The organism is Anaerobiospirillum sp. NML120449, from assembly GCF_023051105.1.
GTDB lineage: Bacteria > Pseudomonadota > Gammaproteobacteria > Enterobacterales > Succinivibrionaceae > Anaerobiospirillum.
On record NZ_JALKIL010000003.1, the window covers coordinates 167732 to 190660 of the forward strand.

Consider the following 22929-nt stretch of genomic DNA (forward strand, 5'->3'; position numbering starts at 1 on the left):
TTTTGCGATTTATAAAGCAATAATTACAGAAACAGCGGTTACTGTGCTGACTCTGCAGCTTTGATTTTCTTTGAGCTGCCTGCTGGACGCCCCCTTTTGCGCTTAGGTGCTGTTTGAGCAGTCTGAGCTGTCTGAGCCGCCTGCCTTTTGTGAAATTCCTCTACGCTGTCGCCCCAGGCAAAGGCCGCTGCAGCCGCTGCTGCAAAGTCAGCATCACCACCCCAGTCAAGCACAGACTCAGAAGCGGCTGCTGGCGACGCTGAGGCGGCTGTACCGGCAGCGCCCGCGCCTGCAGCCGATCCTGGGGCCGCAGCTGTCGCATTGGCAGAGCTCGCTGCAGCCTTTTTCCTGCCAGCACGAGCCTTGCGCACTGCAGTGCCTGTCTCTGACTTGCCATCGCTACCTTTTTGAGATGAATCATCCCCACTGCTGGTTGCAGCCGCACTTGCCGCTGGTGCGGCCGCTGCGCCGGCAGTGGCGGACGAAGACGCTGCACCGGCAGTGGCTGACGATGCTGATGCTGCCTCCTCCTGGGAGATCTGGTCGGCGGTGCGGCGGCGGCGCTTACGTGGTTGCTCAGCAGCGTCTTTGCTGCCTGCCCGCTTGCCGCCCACTATCTGCCTGAAGGTGCTGTCAGCGCCGTTGCTTTGTTCATTTGCAGCGGCAGCTGCGGCAGCGGCATCTGCTGCGGCAATGAGCTCACTTGAGTCAGGGCCGGCAGGGCCTGAGTCGCTGGAAAAGGCTATTTCCACCAGATCAGGTTCGTAAAGAAGCTTCTGGATATTGTCACACAGGCCGCTGTTGCGCTTTTCTGTACGCAAATCGCGGATAGCCAGATCGAGGGCCTTTTTCTGCCCCACCATCACTACCATTTTTTTGCCACGGGTAACGCCTGTATAAATGAGGTTGCGGCGCAGCATCATATAGTGCTGCATGGTCACCGGCATGACCACAACAGGAAATTCACTGCCCTGAGATTTATGAATGGTTGTGGCATAGCACAGCACTACTTCATCAAGCTCGGTAAAAGGATAGACCACCTCATTACCCTCAAAATTAATGGTCATTTCCTCATCTTCAAAGTTGATGCCTGTTACAAAGCCCATATCGCCGTTATAGACCTCGCGATCGTAATTGTTTTCGATCTGCATGACCTTGTCGCCCACACTGAAGGTGGTGCCGTATCTGACCACACTGTTGTTCTCGTTTGCCGGATTGAGTGCAGCCTTAATAGCTAGATTAAGCGCACGGGCTCCACTTTCAGAGCGGTTCATAGGGCAGAGCACCTGTATTTCTCTGAGCGGATCAAAGCCATAGGCGCGCGGCAGTCTCTGACATACCAGCTCAACAATGGTGCTGTTGATAAGCTCAAGATCCTCCTCGGTGACAAAATAGCAGTCTCCGGCTACGCCCTTGCCCGGAAAGTCAGGCATTTCGCCCCGGTTAATCTGATGGGCGATACGGATAATCCATGAGGTGGCGGCCTGACGGAAAACCTCGGTAAGACGAATTACCGGAATACACATGGAGGATATGACGTCAGCAAGGAAGGCGCCTGGCCCAACAGATGGCAGCTGGTCGACATCGCCTACCAGAATAACGGCTGCATGAGGCGGAACGGCCTTAAGCAGACTGTTGGCCATTGGGATATCAACCATGGAACACTCATCTACTACCAGCAGATCACAGTCCAGAGGATTGTCACTGTCACGGACAAAACGCATGGTTGCCGGATCCACCTCCAGCAGGCGGTGAATCGTGGTGGCCTCATAGCCTGAGCTTTCAGACAGGCGTCGGGCTGCGCGTCCTGTAGGGGCACAAAGTGATATTTTGATGTTCTTGACGCTCAGAATGGTCAGAATGGATTTGATAATGGTGGTCTTGCCTACACCAGGACCGCCTGTAATAACCAGCAGACGTGAGCTCAGAGCTGTTGCAACCGCTTCCTTTTGTGATTCGGCCAGAGTTATGCCCAGCTTGTACTCCACCCATGGCAGAGCTCTTTGAGGATCGATTTCCGGCCATGGCAAAAAGCCCTCGGAAAGATCTGCCAGACTTTCAGCCAGACGTATCTCAGCGCGGTATAAAGGTGCCAGATAAAGGGAGTTTTTGCGCGGCAGGTTGGCGCAGATCAGCTCACCGGTTCTGATCTCATGATCAATGGCATTATCAATAATGTCCTCAGGGATCTGCAGCAGCTCAATGGCCTTTTTTACCAGCTGCCAGCGCGGCACACAGCAGTGACCGTCATTGGAAAACTCTGACAGTGTCCAGGCTACACCGGCATTGGCTCTGATCTCTGAATGCGGACCAATACCAAGAGAGCGGGCAATGGTATCGGCTGACTTAAAGCCAATACCTCTGATATCCCTTGCAAGGCAGTAAGGATTTTCCGTGACCTTGTCGATTGCATCAGGTCCATAGCGCTTAAAGATACGTACTGATTTGGAGGTGGATACGCCATGAGAGTGTAAGAACACCATAATGGACCGGATAACCTTCTGATCAGACCATCCGGCAACAATACGGTCTACACGCTTGCGGCCAATACCGCGCAGCTCCAGCATGCTTTCGGGATCTTTTTCAATGACATCAAAGACCTCCTCACCATAAGCCTCTACCAGAATTCGCGCACAGGCTGGTCCAATACCTTTAACCATGCCTGATCCCAGATACTTTTCAATACCTGTAAGGGTATTAGGCGGGAAAATCTCCAGTTTCTCAGCACGAAACTGACGTCCATAATCCTTATCAACCACCCACACACCACGGGCACGGGCATACTCGCCTGGTGTCACTGAAGCGGCCTGTCCCGTTACAGTAATCAGATCAGGAAGCTGCTTTACCTTAATGCGCAGAATACAATAGCCGCTTTCCTCACTGTGATAGGTGACACGCTCTACAAGCCCTTCAAGCTCCTCACGATCATAAAAGCCAGGCTCTCCCACTACACCAGGCACAGCTGAGGCTGCCTCTGGCCATGCAGATGCATCAGCCTCATCAGGCGCAGAACCGCCGCCCCAGCTGCCCATACCTGACATACCAGGCTCCCCAATACCACGGTGGTCAGCCATGCCTGGGCCACCTGCCACACCTGGACCTCCGTCCTTGCCCGGTACACCAGCCATGCCTGGACCACCGCCCATGCGCGGTCCTCCGGTCATTCCCGCTCCATATGCCCATCCCTGTTCTGCGGACATACCAGGAGCTCCGGACATACCAGACCCTGCAGACATACTGTGACTGGCAGCAATTTCATTAGCTCTGTACATACCGGGCTGACTGTACCTGCCAGAATCGGCGTACCTGCCTGGGGCCGCCCCCATTGAGGAGGCAAAAGGGGAAGCGGCGGCTGTGTCTGCATGAGCAAAATCACCATGCCACTGGCCATTGCATCCCTGAGCACTCATGGCTGTGTCAGGCATGCCCTGAAAACCAGCACCGAATCCCGACTCAGGACCAAAGGCATGACCGCCGTCCAGGGCGGCCCCATGGTATCCATCAGGACCTGCAGATCCCCAGGCCCCCGCCTGACCGCCAGGCAATGGCGCGCCTGCCTTATCAAATCCTGATACAGCCGTCTGATTAAAAGCTGCATGCTGCATGGCAGCAGGAGCGGCACCACCCATTGTTCCAGCCCCATAATCATGACCGGAACCTGAGCCCTCTGCACCACGTGTATGAGTACTGTCCTGAGCAGCGCCCGCCCATCTGCTCTCATCTGCACTGCCTTGCTCAACACCTGCTGGGCATGCATGAGGCAGTCCCTGATAATCAGGAACCTGGCCATTAGGCATACTGGTATTGGCGAGCTGGCCTGGCAGCTTCTGGCCAGGCATGTTCTGGCCATGCGGCGGCTGAGCCTGCCATTGCTGGCGGCTCTGAAATTCAGCCGGTGCACCTGATGCAGCTGCAGATGACAATGGCATTGCAGATGCTGGAGCCCCCTGATATCCAGGCTCCTGACTGTGGACAGCCGCTCCTTGAGCAGATGGGTCCTGATACCCTGCATTCTGACTGCGGACAGCCGCTCCGTGAGGCACTGCACCCTGAGTAGGACCTGCAAAAGGCTGAGGCGCGCCCCTGTAATACGGCGCATCCCCCTGTCCATGCTCCCCTGCACCAGATGGAGCTGACCAGGAGCCCTGCCCCTGTCCGTAGCTGTTGCCGGACCAATTGCCAGCACCAGTGGCAGTGCTATGACCATTGCCATTTGCCTGGGCAGCCGCAGCTGCTGCAGGACCATACTGGCCAGGCACTGCTGCAGGCTTTTGTGCTGACTGTAAAGATGCTGCGCGAGGCAGTACTGGAGCACTGCCAATTGATCGGCGTACCTTGCGCTTATGTGGCATAAGCTGTGAGCGTGCTGACGCAAGGGCAATAGCCAGATCTGGATTAAATCCATCCTTACCGGAATTTCCTCTGCTACTGCCTCTTAGAGCTGACGTGCCATTCTGACTGCTCATCGCTGAGCTGATGGCTGTACCAGCTGCTACAGCAGCGCCCGCACCTGTGCCCTGCATATCAGCTGTCTGCTGAGGGCCATGCCAGGCATTTACCTGTACCTCAGAGCTCTGGTAAAAAGCTGGCGCTCCGTCAGCACCGGCATGCTGTTGAGCATGAGGGTAAGAGTGGTCCTGAGGCACTTGCTGCAGCAAAGGCTGAGATGCCCCAGAGGCCTGAGCTACAGAGCCCGACAAAGGGACAGCCTTACCAGGATCAGCACTCTGAGTTACTCCCCATGCCGGGATTGAATTATGTGCAGAGGGATATGCGGGGCCATAATTGCTGGCTGTCTCATAATCATGCTCCCCCTGATAAGGGCGATGCTGCCATGACTGAGGCTGAGATGGCTGAGCTGTCCGTGATTGATTGTGCCCTGCAGGCTGGACTGACTCCTGGCTATGAGCCGCTTCCTGATGCTGGTATGGTGCCTGGCTATGAGCCGGTGCCTTTGTCTGTGCAGCTGCCTGTGACTTAGCACGGGCTGCCATTTGTATCTGGGCTTCATGAGGCAGCTGGTAATCAGAATCATCACGACCAATGCCACTTAGCATAGGCTGCGAAGGCAGACGTACACCGTTGCCATGACCTGCTGTGCCTTGAAGTGCACCTCCCGTCTTATTATGGCTGATGCCAGTCTTGAACTGGTGTACGGCCTGACCTGCAGGTCGGGCAACACCCGCAGCTGCAGTCATGTGCTCGGGAGCTCCCCTGCCTGCAGGGCGTGGTGGCAGTGACTGCATGCTGTAGCTGCCGCCCAGCAGATTGCTGTCGGGCTGCTTTGGAGGGGCCGATCCCGTGCGTGTTCCACGGGACAGAGCCTGCAGACGCTCAGACCTTGCTGATGAGCCACCATGCTTGCGGCCAGACGCTTTTGCATACCTGCCAGCACCAGCTCCAAAGTTTGTTAAATTCGCACTCTGTCCGTCTGCCCCGGCCATTGCCATTTCAGCTGTCCCATGAGGTCCATTGTCAGCCTGAGCTGGCAATTCTGAACCGGCCTGGCCTGATAAACCTGCGGCATGGGCTGGCACAGCATTGGGCGCATGGGCTGCTGCGCCTGCGGCATGGGCTGGCATAGCTGTGCTGGAAATGGCTGATGAGTCTGCCTGATGAGCCTGCTCTGCTGGAGCATGCGCGGCTTGATCCTGTGGCCTTGCAGAGCCGGACTCTCCTGCATCTGAGTGATCTAAACGGGCAGCTGACTGTGCCTGATCCTTTTCATCATTATCTGGTATATCAAAGCCATCACTTTCTTCAGAGGTATTCTCACCACCTCTGTAAGTCACAACATGCCTTGATTTGGTTATGCCATATTCCCTGAGCGCAATACGTGCTGCCAGGCCGGTACGTTTACCCATGATACTTTTGCTCCGGCTGTCTGCCCTGCGTGAAGGTGTGTACTCAAAAGTGTCTGATTCATGCAGCGCTGCAGCTGCGCTCTCACCGCCACCTGCACAGCCACTGTCACGGGCCATGGTCCTGTCATGGTTCTGGCCAGCATGGTCATTTGCAGCAACTTCCTTGCTGACAGTACTGTCAGTTACAGTACTGTGTTGTGCAGCTCTGTTTCCAGCAAAGCCCTCATTGAAACCTGACTCAGATGCTGGAGCCGACTCTTGAGACTGAGTGTGCACAGCTGTAGTGCTGCCTGATGCATGTCTTTCAGGCCATGCGTTGTCCTGCTGAGGACAGCTGGCACGTGACTGATCAATCCAGGACAGGGTCCTGCTTTTATGGGCCTGTTCAAACTCACTTACTGAAATTACATGGCCAAATCTGGCTTCGCGGGCTGAAATCCTGCGGCCCTGCTCAGGTACCGGGCCGTCATAGGCATATTGATTAATGAGGGTAAAGTTTTCCTCTGCCGGATCAATAAAATCAGAGCCACTGCCCTCAGCTGCGGCCTTTGCAGCAGCGGCTTTGCTGGTCGACACTGATGCCGGACCACGGGATGAACTGCCTGTGCTGCCCTTGCCAAATCCAGTCCACTGCCTGGAAGTGCCTTTATCTGAGGAAAATGGTGATGATGAGGTCTGTAGACCAGCAAAAAGATCTCTCTGACCAGGCCATGAATCTGATGAATCACGGCCTGAACCTGAATATGAGGATACTGCAACCTGTGAGCTGCTTTCACTGGCATTAAAGCCCTTGCCACCGTAAGAGCTGCCGTAACTGCGGCTCTTTGAATAAGATGAACTGCCCGCACTTCCATATGAGCGGCTGCTGCCATAGCTGCCGCGATAGTCGCCACTGCCATAGCTGCCGCCATAGCCACCGCTGCCATAGCCGTTGCTGCCATAACCACCGGAGCTGCGAGTACGGCTACCTCCTGAACTGCCGTAGCTGGAACTGTAGCCTGAACTGTAGCCCGATCCCCTGCTCAGCGATGATTTTGATCCTGTACTGCTCTTGCGGGAGTAGCTGCCCGAAGCAGATGTGCTGCCGGACTTTGCATAAGAACTGCTGGTGCTCTTACGGCTGTAAGATGAACCTGTTCCCTTACGGCCCCGTCCTCTGGATGTGCCCTTTTTGCTGTACTTGCTATCCTCATTACTGTCAGTGTCAGCTGGTACCTTAGTCTCCTCTTTAGGAACAAAAAGCTTCCAGACCACTTTAACTCCCGAAGGAGCTGATTCCCTTACTTCACCATTACTGTCAGCACGATCCTGCAGGGCTTTGAGAGCCGCCTCGGCAACAGGATCGCTCTGTGCTGCGCCTACGGTGCAGCTGCCCGGTCTTTCCTCAGGGGAAAGCAGGCCTGACGCTTTATAGTCCTGACTTTCTTCAGACTTAACTGACATGGTTTAGTAGCCAACACAAAACAAAGAATACAAAAGGCTTAATGTAGCACAAACAGCCCCTCCCTGACCCATCAGATCCCCTATAAGATTAAGACTCAGGTATGGCTGCTCATACCTGCCCGTCCTCCGGCACGGCCACATGCGTGACACCGGGGCTGACACAGAGCAGTCATCCCCTTTGTCACAGCATGCCTCCATACAGGGATGATTAAGGTTATTACCGACATTGAGCAGGCCTGGAGCCGACTCTGGTCATGGCCATGGTAACGGCAGCTAAGGTCCTGGTCATGGCTAAGCCTGGTCATGTTCGTGGTAATGCCAGCAAGGTCATGGTCATGGCTAAGCCAGGTCAGGGATATGGCAGAGCCAGGCTATGGCCATGGGCTGGCAGGATGATGGTCATGGCTGGACCAGTTTTAAGTATGCATCAGGCTTATGCAGGTTTTACGTCAATAAGCCAGCCGGACTGGAGTTCGTATGCCCGGGCAACATCCAGCACGGCAGTGAGAGCAGCTCCTCCCTGCATAAAAGCCTCGGCCCTGTCAGTCTGACCGGTCAGACAGAGATCAGTACTGCAGGTACTCCCGCCATGGCCTGTAATGCAAGGCAGTGCGCTGTCAGGTGAGCCAACATTGAAAGCTGGACTGACTGGTGCAGTTGAGCATACTGGGAATGTCATGGTGGATGTGGGCTGAGGTGTTGTGAGATGAGTGGGTCTCTTTTAACTCCTGCTTAACAACAAAGGTAGGCAGCAAAGCGTAAAGGTGCCTAAAGGGCATATTTACGGGATTTGTCGGGATATTTACTGTGCAGTGGTATCGATGGGGACTGTGATTTTTGCACATCAATTGTGCAATACTGACACTTAGCGGGCCGTTATCAAGTTATTAAATCTGTTTTGCACCACATGCGTGCAAAACCGGCTGAAACTTAGCTACATGCTATAATTGGGTGCATTTTCAGGGAGACAGATGCGTCCATATTTTGATAAATAAGGCAACTGCACTCCTTTGAGACACCTGAAGAGAGGTGCTCAGCTTTTTGTCCTATATGCTTGAGGTCGATCATGGAACCATATTACGCCGGTGCGCTGTCGATCCTGCCGCCAGTAATTGCGGTGGTGCTCGCACTGATTACCAAGGAAGTGTTCTCTTCCCTGCTTATCGGTATTTTAACAGGCACCTTTATTTACACACTTGGCATGGGCCAGGACTTCCTGGTTATCTCTACAGTCCAGAATGCCTTCACAGTGATGGTTAATAAAGTTGACTTCAACATTGTTATCTTCTGCTCACTGCTGGGCTCACTGGTCTATGTAATAGCCATGGCTGGCGGCTCCCGCGCCTATGGCGACTGGGCTACCCGCAAGATCAAGGGCAGAAAGAGCGCCCTGCTCTCCACCTCCATACTGGGTGCTTTCATCTTCATCGATGACTACTTCAACTGTCTGACTGTTGGTACCGTTATGCGTCCAATCTCAGACAAGTACCGTATCTCCCGCGCCAAGCTGGCATATATCATCGACTCCACTGCCGCACCTGTCTGTATTATTGCTCCTATCTCCTCATGGGCTGCAGCCGTAGGCTCCAACCTCAAGAGCACCGGTGCTTTCGAGTCTGAAATGCAGGCCTTCATATCTACCATTCCATGGAACTTCTACGCTCTGCTGTGTATCTCCATGGTTATTCTGGTAGCTCTGGGCAATTTTGACTTTGGCCAGATGCGTCGTGCCGAGCTCGATGCCATCAAGAACGGCTCCAGCGGTGTTTCCAGCAAAGAGCACGAGAACATCGACGTAGTAACTGACAAGGGTGGCGTTCTGGACATGGTTGTCCCAATTGTTGCCCTGATCATCTTTGCCATTATGTCCCTGCTCTATGTGGGCGGCTACTGGGGTACTGATCCTGCCTATCACAACATTGGCGCTGCCTTTGGTAACACCAGCGCCGGTCCTGCTCTGGTGCTGGCTTCCTTCGGTGCCCTGATCGTTGCTTTCATCATGTTCGTAGGCCGTCGTCTCCTGACCTTAAAGCAGTTCATGAACGGCGTGCTCAAGGGCGTACAGGCCATGATTCCAGCCAACCTGATCCTGGTAATGGCATGGACCATCTCCGGCGTCTGCCGTGACCTGCTTCAGACTCCGCTGTTCATCTCCGGCATCGTTGAGAATGACACCGGTGTTCTGGGCAACTTCCTGCCTGCCATCATCTTTGTAATTGCCGGCTTCCTCTCATTCTCCACCGGTACTGCATGGGGTACTTTCGGTATTCTCATCCCTATCGTGGTTGTAGTTGCTCAGGCCATTGACCCAAGCGGTGCCCTCATCACCATCACCCTGTCTGCCACCCTGGCCGGCTCTGTATTTGGTGACCACTGCTCGCCAATATCGGATACGACCATTCTGTCCTCGGCAGGTTCGGGATGTGTCCACATTGAACACGTTGCCACCCAGCTGCCATTTGCCCTGATTGTTGCCTCCTCAGCATTCTGCGGCTACGTAGTGGCAGGCTTTACCGGCAATCTGTTCTTAAGCCTTGGCACCGGTTTTGTGGTAATGCTCGCTGTGCTCTCCTACCTGCACATGCGCAACCTCAAGCTTGAAACCTACGAGCAGCACGAAGCCGCCCAGGCAGCCAAATAACAGCCTCAGGGATTAACTCCTGCCGGACCACGGTCCAGCAGCAAAAAAGCCGGTTCGGTAACCCCGAACCGGCTTTTTTCATGCCTCAAATTTATCCCCGGCCTTCCCGGCCACTGGACTGCCACTCCTCACCGGCCCCTCGTCTGCCAGAAATGTCCGTCTGACCGTCCGTACGCTGACTCAAGTACAACGATATCGGGACTACATTCGGATGGCAGCCCCGTCCGTACGCTGACTCAAGTACAACAACATCTGGACTACAGTCGGATGGCAGCCCCGTCCTGTAAGTGGACGCCAGCGTCCGGATACTGTACGCCTGACGCCAGACTATCAAATGCAAGGAGCGACATCTCATGGCCTCAGCCTGCACATGTCAGACCGCTCCCAGCAATCCCTGCCCTTACAGACAATAAAGCCGGCTGTGACACTGGAACTTTATCAGCCACAGCTGGTGCTCAGGCACGATTAATACAGTGAATACGAACTATTCAATTTGATTACACATACTTTACCGATACAATATCATTAAATGTTATGCAGGCCAGTATGGAGGCTGTTTATGGAGCAAAGCACTTCCGACTCATCCTTAGTTGAGCTGATTAATGTGATATATCACTCTACCAATGAGCGCCAGAGAAGGATCATTCTTTCAGCCTTATCCAATCATATTGGAAGGGGCTCTCAGTCAATGATCTGCAAGGTCTCAGGCATCACCATGAACACTCTCACAAAGGGCAAAAAAGAGCTTAAGGAGCTGCAGAACAAGCCAGTTGATGAATGGCCAGACATGGTTCAACAGGTAAGAGATTCAGGTGCAGGAAGAAAATCCCTCCGTGCAGGCAATCCTGAGGTGTTTGCTGCAGTAAGTAAAATGCTTGATCCTGACACTAAAGGCAGTACTGCCAGTCCATTGATATGGACCACAAAGAGCCTCAGAAATATTGCCAGTTCCCTAAAGGATACCGGGGTTAATATTTCACATGTATCTGCAGGAAGGATTCTTGAGGAGCTGGGATACGACATACAGGAGAATCCTAAGAGCACTACGCTTACTTCTTCCGATGCGGACAGAAACAGGCAATTTGTTCGCATAAATCGCTTTGCAAAGCGTTTTATGAAACAGTGCCAGCCGGTCATTTCTGTTGCTGTAAGGAAAAAAGAAGAAAAGGAAAACGCTGGCAACTTCCAGAACAGGGGAACTCAAGGACATCACAAAGGTGAGCCTGACCTTGTTTTTGATCATGTTTTTTCTGAGTGGAAGGCCAGTCCTGATGGGATATATGATGACCATGCCAGTAAGGGATTTGCAAAAGCTGGCATAACCGCTGACACAGCTGAGTTTGCGGTATCCGGCATCCTTCAATGGTGGACTCAGATGGGTAACCAGATGTACCCAAATGCATCCAGTCTGATGATTACAGCCGACAGCTGCGGAGGCAATATCAGCCAAAACAGCCTGTGGAAGGAGCAACTTCAGAAACTTGCAAATGAGACAGGGCTGAAGCTGTTTTTCTTCCAGTATCCTGTGGGCACCTCAAAATGGCGCAAAATCGAGCATCGCATGGTCTCATCTATCACCATGAACCGGCGTGGACGTCCACTTGAAACAATTGAGGTAATCATTGACCTGATTGCCAGCTGCTCCGGGGCAAAGAGTGTTAAGAGCGCAAGTCAGAAAGATGAAGCACTCTGCAAGAGCACCATCAGAGTTTCTGACCTGGATCTTAAGGAAATAAATACCCGGAAAGCCTCATGGAAAGGTGACTGGTTTTACACCATAGCCCCAGACATCAGTCCTTGATTCGTAATCAACTGTTCAGAGCTCATTGCATTCACGCCCTGATAACATTACTGCTTCCATACCCGTCCTGACCATAATGCTCCCCGCAGTGTCGTCATCAGCAAATCTCACAGTGGAGCCATTGCATCGTACTGCATGCCATGACGCGACCGGGCCTGAACAGCAATGAAATGACGCGACCGGACCTGAACGGCAATGAAATGGCGCGACCGGCCCTGAACGGCAATGAAATGACGCGACCGGGCCTGAACGGCAATAACATGGCGCAGCGAAGCATTGCCTGTACGGTTATTACAAAGCAAAACATGCCTTAAGAACCTGAGAGCTTTGAAGCTCCTGCAGCCCGGATGTTCTATGACTCAGCTGCACTGCCAGACAGTAACGGGGATAACTGCAACAATAACACTTTATAAAACGTTTAATATAACTCAGTCTGGTTGCCGCATAACACTGGCAGCCCAAAGTCAGCTCAAAGTCAGCTCCGCCCACTGTTGCCCGGCTTACTCACCTGGCTCTATCAGAGTCTGCCAGTCAGCACGCAGGGACAGCTTACCGTTTTGCCTGCTGTCAGTCAGAATATTAAGCGAGCTGCAGACTCCTTTGCGGGGGCGGCCACAGCTTTTTCTACGTACTTTTGGCTTTTCAGGCTGCTCTGCTGTCGCCCCATTGCAAGAGGCCGGATCTGAAGCCTGGTGTGGGTCTGCCAGATCTCCATGAGCGGCCTGAGCACCATGAGCTCCATCAGATCCGCCATACACCGCCGCTGCCCCGACTGCTGATGCTGAAGCTGCCTGTGTATTGACAGCTTTTCCTGGTGATGGACAGTGGTCTGATGAACTGTCCTGCGCTTCTGAGAGCTTCTGCGCGTCTGAGTTTAGCTCCAGTGACTGACGGTCAGGGCGCCAGCTTTCAGCAAGGGCGCGAAAGCTTTCACGGTGAGCTGTATCTGCATTAAGGGCCCACAGATAGAAGGTAGCCAGGGTAAGCACCTGTGGTGAGCGTATGCGGTCACGAAAAGCTGCAATGATATCAAGACGATCAAGACGGGTAAGCCCGGTGGCATTGATGTCCAACAGCAGCATGACAGCATTTTGTACGCCCTGATCGCCAAGGGGAAAGATATCAGGAGCCGCGAAGATAAACATTTCAGCCATGTCCAGTGACCATGGACCAATGCCCTTGCATGAGCCCAGTATGTGGGCACGCTGCTCACGGGTCATCTCCATCAGGGACCGCTCAGTGATTACTCCCCTGTCAAAGAGGTCCAGCAGGGACTTTAGTGCTGTTATCTTGGCCTGGGAAAAGGGAATAATACGGGTGCCGCTGACTGCCATGGAGCGCTCATGCTGCTCGATATGGCTTAGCAGCCAGGAAGATGAGGTGAAGTACTCATCAGGGAGATTGCTGACAATGGCCTGCAGGGCCCGGTCGGACAGCTGCTGGGAGAGGACGGTTGTTATCAGCCCCTTGTATACGGAATCGAAGTAACGGTAAGGCAACAGACCATAGCGCTCTATGAGAGGCTCAAATACACCATCAGAGGCCTGCACCAGCAAATGCGCCTGCTCCGTGGTAATTGCTCTTTGGGCAAAAGGCATTATGGCCATAGGTTCTCCTCCGTCTGAAGATCGGAACAAGTATCAGGCTCACAGGCTACAATATATGGCTCCGGCATAAGGAGCCCCGGCAGCAGCCACCCATGCACACAGCTCCATCCCGCTTCTGAGCACAGGTCAGCAATACCTGAGAATCAGCGACGGAGCAAGGTGCAGTCACATCACTTACCACACTTCAGGTTCACCCCCTGGTGCTGGCTTGTCCCGCCCCACACTTCAGGTTCACACCCTGGTGTTGGCTTGTCCCGCCCCACACCTCAGACTCACGCCATGGTGTTGGCTTGTCCCGCCCCACACCTCAGGCTCACGCCAAGGTGTCGGCTTGTCCAGCCGCACATGTATGGTTACCTCATGGTACAGTCGCATAACGCCTCACACCTCAGCTTCACACCATGACGCAGGCCTGGCTCACGCTACTCTCAGGATGCAGGAACAGAGAAGGGCATGGTCACAGGCAGACAGGTCTGACAGGCAGTATTAAGGGATTATCTGATTTTTGTAATCAGTTTAAGCCTTTGCCCGGGCAATGCCTTTAGGCAGTGGGCTGCTAAAGGATGCGGTCAGGGCTGCCGGGTACGGGTTTATGATGGCGCTTATACTTTTTAAATTCTGTGTAAATTGAAAATAACATACTGATGTTGCTGTGAACATAGCACAGGACCTCCAATCTTTCCAGAATAATGCCCGAAAATACCATTATTCTGTGAGCGTGGGGTAACTTTTGCTGTATCAAATACACTTGTATGGCAGTGTCTTACGTGCACGGGCACTTTTTTACAGACTGCAGGCCTTGTAAACGCCGCTATTGCGCCTGTTTATCTTAATTTTATGCATGTAAACGCTTTATCTATGAGGCGCATTTTGCTATGCTATTAGCTGTCAGAAAGTGTGGATTTTTGTCCCGATTTGATGGCGGAAAATGACATTTTGCAAAACATGTCATGCAGGCCATAAGCATCACGTTTTCTGACCTCTTTCCATAACCAGTATGTTTGGAAAATATTAAATTTGCAGGTCTGAGCTGCTCAATACTGGTTCATTGCAGTCTTGAGGCCTGCTCTCCCCCTTAATTATGACAAATATGCAGCTGCACGCACTGCTCTTTGGGTAAAACCCCGTGTTTCCTGAATGCAGTGTAACTCAGTCATTACATGTTAAGTGCCCGGTAAGCGCACAGTCAGTTTTTTCTTTTTTCTATCACACATGCTTACAGTCATCCTGTCAGAAAACGAAGAGCATCAGATACTGACATGATGACACAGATATCCTTTGCTTTCAGGCAATACATAATGGTACGGGACTGGTTATCCTTGCAGGAGCGCTGATGAGCAGCCTGCTGAGGTTACAGTGTCTCTGCCAGTTATGATTTGCCTCCCAGCCTGTTTTTCAGTACCCGGTCAAGATTAATTTGATGCTTCAGCACGTGCCACTGCCCGTGCTGCAGTCGGGTACGCGCGTCTGATGCCCATGTAAGTACTCAGTCGCGCCCGCTCCTGGGGCCCATCAGGCCCTGACAGGTACAGTTACCAGTGGCATGTCCCGGCATAGTTCAGGGCGAGGCCCTGCTCACAGCCAAGGTACCGGTCAAAGCCAAGGTACCGGTCACAGCCATAGCCATGGCCCTGGTCATAACAATTGCCCAGTTCACAGCCATAGCCCAGGTCACAGCCAAGTCCCAGGTGCAGGTGCAGGGTACTGGTTGTTCAGGCCTCCGGCCAGAGATCCATCATGGGTGGAGCCAGGAACAGCTCAGCTGGCTGTTCAAGGGGCGCGCCTGAGTGCAGCTGCGTCCTGGCGTTAAGGTAAGCGCCCGGTTACTGGTACTTCGTATGCATGCACGTATGTATGACTTCTTAAAGTTATCCACCAGAGAACGGCTCTTGCCATATCCCTGGTTTATTGCCTCAGTGGCAGCTGAGGTGACAGTTCCGGAAGTTCCTGTCCCGGACTGCAAGAGCAAGGTCCGGCCGTCTGCAGGCCTGTATCAGCCGCAGGGCCGCTCTTATAAATACTGATGACCTTTTGCCGTTTTCTGTCACAGGATTTTATTTCGGCCATGCCATGGGTTTAACCTGCAGCCTGGGCTGAGCATTGTACACAGAGCACTGTTCAGTAAGGCCGCTGCGGTAAAGACGGGCATGCCGTTGAGTAATGGGACAGCCGGTATCTGTACTGTATCAGAGCCTGGCTGTATTAAGAGGTGTGCCTGCCATGATGCAGTTTCTGCGCGATAAAAGTACCAAATTTAAAATCCTGCTGGGATTTTTCAGCGTTATTTCCATCAACTTCGTGATTGTGGCCATTTCAATTTATGCCCTCAATCTGTCTCGTGATGCCGCCCTGATGATTGACGAGACCCTGTCTACCGCTTTCCAGCGTGTACAGCGTGTTGATACCTGCTTTGAAAATGCCAACCAGAAGATTTCCAAGGGTCTTAACCTTCTGGACAAGGACTATACCCCTGATGATCTCAAGCGCGATCTGCCTAACATCATCAACCGTCTGCGCCAGTCCATCTCTTCGCTTAACGACGACTTCATTGCTCACCCTGACTACCGTTCAGCCAACCAGCAGCTGCGTACTGCAGCCAACGGCTATATCCGTCAGGTAGAAGATCAGATCCTCCCTATGATGGATTCTGATATGGCGGACTTTGCCCTGAGCCTCTATGTTCGTGATGCTCTGCCTTTATGGACCACTGCCCGTAACTGCACCGCCCGTATCAATGACCTCCAGACCAGAAGATGTATTGAGCTGTCTGCAGCTGCAGCCGATCCGCGCAATATTTACTACATGTACGGTCTGACCGCCTTTGGCGTACTTGTCTCCCTTATCATGTCCTGGTACATTGCCCGCTACTTCTCCAACAATCTGCAGGCCTACACCAATCAGCTCGAATTAATGGCCGCTGGTGACTTCACTAACCAGGTCAAGGTAAACAGCAAGGACGAGTTTGGCCGTGCCAGCGTAGCTCTGAACAAGCTGCGTACCTCCATCAGTGAGATTATTGTTCTGACTGTTAATGAGTGCGACAAGCTCTACGATCGTCTGAGCTCTGTGAATGACTCGTCACGTGTTATTGCCAATGCTACCGACAATGTTCAGAACCAGGCCATGACTGTAGCCACCGCCTCTGATGAAATGGTTTCCACTACCGAAGACATTGCCCGCAACTGCGAGCGTGCTGCTGCAGGCTCAAACGAGTGTACCAGCATCACTCATGAAGGACTTGCTCTGACCAGCCGTGCTTTTGAAAACGTGCAGCGTCAGGTAGAGCACACCAAGGACAATTCCAGCAAGATTGAGCAGCTGGCCGCCAAGAGCCGTGACATTACCTCCATAGTCAGCACCATTGACGATATTGCCTCTCAGACCAATCTGCTGGCTCTTAATGCTGCCATTGAGGCTGCCCGCTCCGGTGATGCCGGACGTGGCTTTGCCGTGGTAGCTGACGAAGTACGTTCTCTTGCTATCCGCACTGCCCAGTCTACCCACGAAATCTCCCGCATGGTTGACACCATCCAGAGCTATGCCCGATCAGCCACCGAGTCCATTAATGTCTCCGTAGAGCACATGGACAATGTGGCTCAGGACGCCAAGGATCTGGAGAGCCTGCTTAACAACATCACCTCCCGCGTCAACGAGGTAAATGTACAGATCACCCAGATTGCTGCCTCAGCTGAAATGCAGACTGCAGCCACAGGTGAAATTTCCAACAATGCTCAGAACGTAACCAACGCCTCCAGTGAAATGACTGAACATGCCAGCAAGCAGGCGCATTCCATTGAGGAGACCATTGAGGACGTTCGCATCCTGCACCGTGAGCTTGAGTTCTTCAAGATCAGCCCTGAGTTTATCGGCACCACCGGTTCAGCTCACGCCTAAAAAGCACACCAGAACACCTTCATCCGGCAACCACCGGCAACGGGGGCCCGCCGCTTACGCGTCGGGCCCCTTATTTTTTCTGCACCACCACCACGATTCCTCACCAACATTTGCCCAGCCTGTCGCCTGATGCCGCAGTATCTGCCATCGCCGTAGCCGCCTGCGCAGCTTTGGGGCATGTCGGCGCAGCCTCGATGACCGTCTGCACATCTTCAGATGCAATGCTGCACCGTACGCCAGCCAGCTGCTGGTATCTGCCTGCGCGCCTCGGTGGCCGTCTGCACATCTTCAGAGCAATGCTGCACCGTACGGCAGCCAGCTGCTGGTATCTGCCTGCGCGCCTCGGTGGCCGTCTGCACATCTTCAGATGCTATGCTGCGCCGTACGCAAGCCAGCCAGCTGCTGGTACCTGCCTGCGCGCCTCGGTGGCCAGGCTGCAGCTGGTGCATGTCGGTACAGATTTTATGGCCAGGGAGAAATTAGTCTGCCTGCTCTGGCTGGTGCATTGATACGGGCAGTTTCAGTGGCCATCACAAGCACTCAGGGATCTGGTTAAAACTGTGCTCCATGGCGTAAAGTCTTTCACTAGCCTAATATTTTCATATTAAACGTGACAAATATAAGCTTTGCCACTTAAATGTCCATGCTCCTTATGAAGCCGGTACCTTCATGATAATTTAATAAATTTTACCGGTAACAGTATCTGGAGAAGCGGACAAAAGCACCCATAAATCGCATTGTTAAGCCTTGTGCACTGGTAATCGTGCGTGATACTATCTTTTTGTTATAGACTGCGCCTGCGGCTAAATGCGCGGAGATCTTCCCTCTCCGCCTTAACAGCAGAGCGCCAGAATATACCAACGTTATCGCACAGCGGCCTGTCCCTGTGCCATGAACGCTGAATATTATGTACTGGCTGTTCAGTTAGCATTACAGCCAGAACGGCAGCAGCTGCCGCTCAGGAGAAATTTCATCTACGCCATTGACTTGTGCCCCGCAGGGTGGCAAAGCCTCCCAGAGGGTGGCACAGTCATGAAATCAAACTGTACCAGCGTCTTAAGACACACACTTAAAGACAATGGCTTTAAATTCGACAAACAGCATAAGTGAGCACTACGCTCACACACCAGTTCTGTCCTGTAGGGTCAGGACCACCCGACTGTCGTCCCATTTTTACAGCAAGGTGTTAATTCCCTGTACCACTGTCTGCCACGAAAGGTTCTGTCCTTTACAGGCAGCATACCTTTGTGTACCCCGTTTCGATTTCGTACATCAGCTTTGCATTTTCAGCTGAAGATCAGCTGTGCACACCATATCTGTCCCTGCGTGCCCAGATATCGTGCAGCGCCCGGCTCACCTGAACCAGGCTCCGTAATCTGCGCCAGTCTGGAGCAGCTCAAGTATGCAGCTGCGCCACTGTGAAGCTGCGCAGACTGCGTACGGGCATGAATTTATGTGAAAGTTGAGGTTTGTTTTACGTTACCCCTGATACTGTTACAGACTGTGCCTTGAGCACAGGCAGTACGGTACAGACGGGACGGTCCTGAAAGCAACTCTGTGCTTTCAGGTCATGACTTCAGGTTCTGGCGGATCCTGGAGTCAGAAGCGGGCAGTAAATGCTGCCCTGATCCTTACAGAGGGCATTGCCTGAAGAGCTGATGCTTTCTGTGAAATCACAACGGTAAGTGTTTTACAGTCCTGACTCAGGCCAATGCCCTGACTCATGGCAGTAACTCCTGAGTTTTTGAGCAAACTGACAGTCTGCCTGCAGGGTAGTTCTGACAGGAATACAAGGTAGTAAAAATGAGCTTTTTTTATAATCTCAGTACCAGAGGCAAGCTGCTGACAGGCTTCCTTACGGTCATTGTCATTAATCTTATTGTGGCAATCATGACCATCTCTTCTCTTAACAATGTACGTAATGCAGCCACTCGACTGGATGAAGTACTAAACGGCTCATTTAACCGCACCCTGGCAACCCAGAATGCCATTACCGATTTCAGTGAAAAATTCGTTATGGGTCTTAACCCTGAGGTTAATGACTATAAGATGAACGACCTGCTGCTTGAGGCTCCAGCTATTCTCGACAAGGCCCGTAGCACTGTAGGCGCTCTCAACCCTAACTTTGTAGGCACTCAGGAATATGCAGATGCCTGTAACGAACTTAAGAGCCTTGTAGCCGAAGCTGTCAGAATTACTGAAAACGAGGTTCTGCCTCTGGCCCGCAAAGGCGACGGCCACGGTGCTTTCCTTCTTTACATGACCCGTGTTGATTCAGTTCTGATGTCCTCTGTAAAGAAAGCCTCCGAGATGTTCGGTCACCAGAATCACTACTGTATATCCCTGACCGCTGATGCAGCTGACAGTTCCGCTATTGTAGTGGATATCATTCTGGCTCTGGCAGGAGCGCTGATCGGCGTTATCATGGCCGTTCTGATATCATCCTACATTGCCCGTTCCCTGAGTGATCAGATGGCTATTCTCAGAACCATCAAGGACGGTGACTTCTCTATCAGCATCAAGGAAGGTTACCATGATGAATTTGGTCAGAGCCAGCGTATGGTCAAGGAGCTGCGTAACACCTTAAGCCGCATCATCCATATGACTCAGGAAGAGGCTCACCATCTTAAGGAGCAGATGAGCTCTCTGCAGGACGTTTCCTCCAACATCTCCCGTGTTTCCTCTGATATTCAGAATCAGGCTGTAACCGTAGCTGCTGCTGCCGACGAAATGGTTTCCACCACTACCAATATTGCCCGTAACTGTGAGTCCGCTGCTGCCGGTTCCCTGACCTGTAAGGACGTTACCAGCAATGGTATGAGCATGGTTTCTCAGGCAGTTGCCAATATCCGTCAGCAGAGCGAGCACACCCGCGATAATGCTGCCAAGATTGAGAATCTGGCCCGTCAGACCAAGGACATCGGCTCTATAGTATCCACCATTGATGATATTGCCGCTCAGACCAACCTGCTGGCTCTTAACGCCGCCATCGAAGCAGCCCGTGCCGGTGAGGCCGGTCGTGGTTTTGCCGTGGTAGCTGACGAAGTTCGTGCTCTGGCAAGCCGCACCTCCAAGTCAACTCAGGAAATCTCCCGCATGGTCAACAATATCCAGACTGAGGCTGCTGTAGCTACTGACTCCATCAATGCCTCTGTTACCAACATGGATACTGTTGCTGAAGATGCTCAGAAGATTCTTTCCATTCTTGAGGACATCACCAATCAGGTAACCGACGTAAATACCCAGATTACCCAGATTGCTGACGCTGCTGAACAGCAGACCACTGCAACCACCGAGATTTCCGGACACATGCAGAGCGTCACCTCTGTTGCCTCTGACATGAGTACCGATGCTGATCGCGCCTATGAGGATATGTCCAAGGCCACTGAGGAGCTTGAGCAGCTGCTCAGCGCCCTGTCATACTTCAAGATCCGCGAGCCAAAGCCATAAGCTGATTGCAGCGGACGGCATCTCAGCCGCCGGAACCACCGGCAGCTGCAGGTATGCAGTACCCTGCTGACAGCTCAGTTCTACCGGAGCGCCTGCCCCCAGCCACTGGGAGCAGGCGCTTTACTTTTTATAGTTCCTCAATCTTATTGATACACATCAACGCTTATCTTTGACTGATTTTAGTGCAATTTTCCTGTTTCTGGTGCGATATTCGTTCATACCAAATCAGAACAGTCGACTTGCAAATACAATGAAAACGTTTGCTATAGATATGACATTTTGGGCATGTTTAAGGGCTTTTTGCAGGTGTCACATTTAATAATATCAAATTAAAACACCGCATTACACTTGAATGCCAGTATGCCTGATGATGTGATTCTTAAAGGAAAGATCAGCACTTTTAAGAACCACTCATCTGACCTTGATCAAACTTTAGGCAACTGATCTTTGAGAATACTGTACTTAACTTGTAGACAACCCATGTGCGTGATACCATGGCCAGGATGAAATGAAGCCGGTGCCGTGATTGTGCCTTACGTTTATGTAATTTTGCACAATAACAGAACACCGACCGTTTTATTCATACTCAGGTGCCGCCTGTACACCGTGAACAACAAGCGCATCAGTCGAAGTCACCTGATGTTCTTCGTATGAGCCTTATACCTTTATTGTCTGGAGGTATGCAGGTTTATACTTTTGCTTACCAGGCAAAAAGACAGACACGGCCCGCTGTGTGTTCGAGCCCATTGAGCAATACATTAACCATAAGTTTCTCAGGTCAGCTCTGCCGCTGACTGCAGCATGGCATAACAAACTGTCGTACCGGACAAAACATCACAATGATTCTTCCGGTATGTAAGCTCACATGCACCGGACAACACTACGGCAACACTGCCACAGGCCATGCTGATTCGGACTTCCCTTAACTGCCAAAAGCACCATGGTCGGCTGACTCAATTACAGCACGGCTCCTGAGGTATTTATGCTGCAGCTGCAAGTCTGATAAAGGCTTATGAGGACAGCCCTTTCAGTACAGATTTTTGAGCAAGACTGGCAGATGAAGCGTTCATACACCTCAGTCACGCTACTGAAAAGCAACCTCATCAGCCCTTAATGAGCCCTGAAGCTGTATATTTGTAGTTGTACATTCGAAAATTTTGAGCTTCCACACACCCTTGATAAGCCTTTACCCCAATATCCTGATGACTCTGGTCACCGGGATAACTGCCTGCGCGCTTACCAGCCATGAGGCAGCATCAGGCTTAATCCGGCTTAAGCTCAGGCCCGGCTACGTCACATCCCTCACACCCTGAGCTGATAGCGACATGCTTAAATATTTGTGAGTTTATATCGTACTGCAAGGATAAAGAGCCTGCTGTACAGGTGTTAACCCATATCACCGGCAACATGCTGACGGGCGTTCCTCCCGGCATGCTCCAGAGCAGGATGCGGTTCACGCCGCCATGCCCGAAACCGGGCACACCGCCAGGCGCCCGGCGCACAATGCCGGCCGGCCCCGTGCAGATACAGCAAGCCATGATGGCAGGCCACCATCGTTGCCAGTCAGAGTACAAGGCCATGACGTGCCCACTTTACAGTGAGACCGCCAGCAGAATATCAGGAGCTGCATCCACGTCGCATGCTGGCAGCTCCCCTGACCAGTAAATGATTTGTGAGTGACAACAGCAACAGAACAATATCATTTCAACAAGCATTTGACCGTTTTCTGCCTGCCTGCATGGCAGTGCAGTATATGCCGCTCAATTCACCTTGGCGGCATCAGCTGCGCCAAATCTATGGCGCAGCTGCCGTTTTTCGATCAGAGAATCACAGACACTCAAGGTACCTGCCGCATATCTGCATCCTCTGTTTATTCAGACAGCTCCCTGCTGTAATACCTGTCAGCCCTGCACCGTTGACTGCATAGCGTTGACATATGCTCTGCAGCCCCCGGTACAGCCGCTCACAGGACATGAAGGCATTTCATGCCATTTGACTTCATCCAGGGAACACTGTCCTATCTGGTGAAAAGTTTCCATCAATCTCGAGCATATCTGAGCTGTCACTGGCATTCATCATGACAGATCAGGCATGCATTCAGACTGATGGAAAAGGTTATTCAACGCATCCCCTGACACGGTCCGTGGCACCTGCCTCCGCTTCGTGGACAGGCTCATAAAACTCAAACACCTGCATGGCATCAGGGCATGCCGTCAAGGCATGGCATCG

General features: G+C 52.4%; 6 protein-coding genes. 4 read left to right on the forward strand and 2 right to left on the reverse strand.

What is annotated here, in order from left to right:
- Positions 1-38 precede the first annotated feature (38 nt).
- Positions 39-7307 carry an ATP-dependent RecD-like DNA helicase gene (locus tag MXE41_RS01880; protein ID WP_247099161.1) on the reverse strand — a complete coding sequence of 2423 codons (7269 nt, stop codon included), beginning with the start codon at positions 7305-7307 and terminating at the stop codon, positions 39-41.
- Between the two features lie 1066 nt (positions 7308-8373).
- On the opposite strand from MXE41_RS01880, the gene MXE41_RS01885 reads away from it, so the two are divergent.
- Positions 8374-9948, forward strand: a complete 1575-nt coding sequence (locus MXE41_RS01885; RefSeq protein WP_246977766.1) for a Na+/H+ antiporter NhaC family protein — start codon at positions 8374-8376, stop codon at positions 9946-9948.
- A 559-nt stretch (positions 9949-10507) separates the two neighbouring features.
- Positions 10508-11749 (forward strand): ISAzo13 family transposase, encoded by a 1242-nt coding sequence (locus MXE41_RS01890; protein WP_247099162.1) that lies wholly within the window; start codon positions 10508-10510, stop codon positions 11747-11749.
- 500 nt (positions 11750-12249) lie between these two features.
- Here MXE41_RS01890 and MXE41_RS01895 read toward each other — a convergent pair whose 3' ends face one another.
- A complete protein-coding gene (locus tag MXE41_RS01895; RefSeq protein ID WP_247099163.1) occupies positions 12250-13356 on the reverse strand; it encodes a hypothetical protein in 1107 nt (368 codons plus the stop codon).
- A 2220-nt stretch (positions 13357-15576) separates the two neighbouring features.
- On the opposite strand from MXE41_RS01895, the gene MXE41_RS01900 reads away from it, so the two are divergent.
- Complete coding sequence (locus MXE41_RS01900) at positions 15577-17250, forward strand: methyl-accepting chemotaxis protein (RefSeq protein WP_246977763.1); 1674 nt, start codon at positions 15577-15579, stop codon at positions 17248-17250.
- A 1803-nt stretch (positions 17251-19053) separates the two neighbouring features.
- A complete protein-coding gene (locus MXE41_RS01905; RefSeq protein WP_247099164.1) occupies positions 19054-20700 on the forward strand; it encodes a methyl-accepting chemotaxis protein in 1647 nt (548 codons plus the stop codon).
- The last annotated feature ends 2229 nt before the right edge of the window (positions 20701-22929 follow it).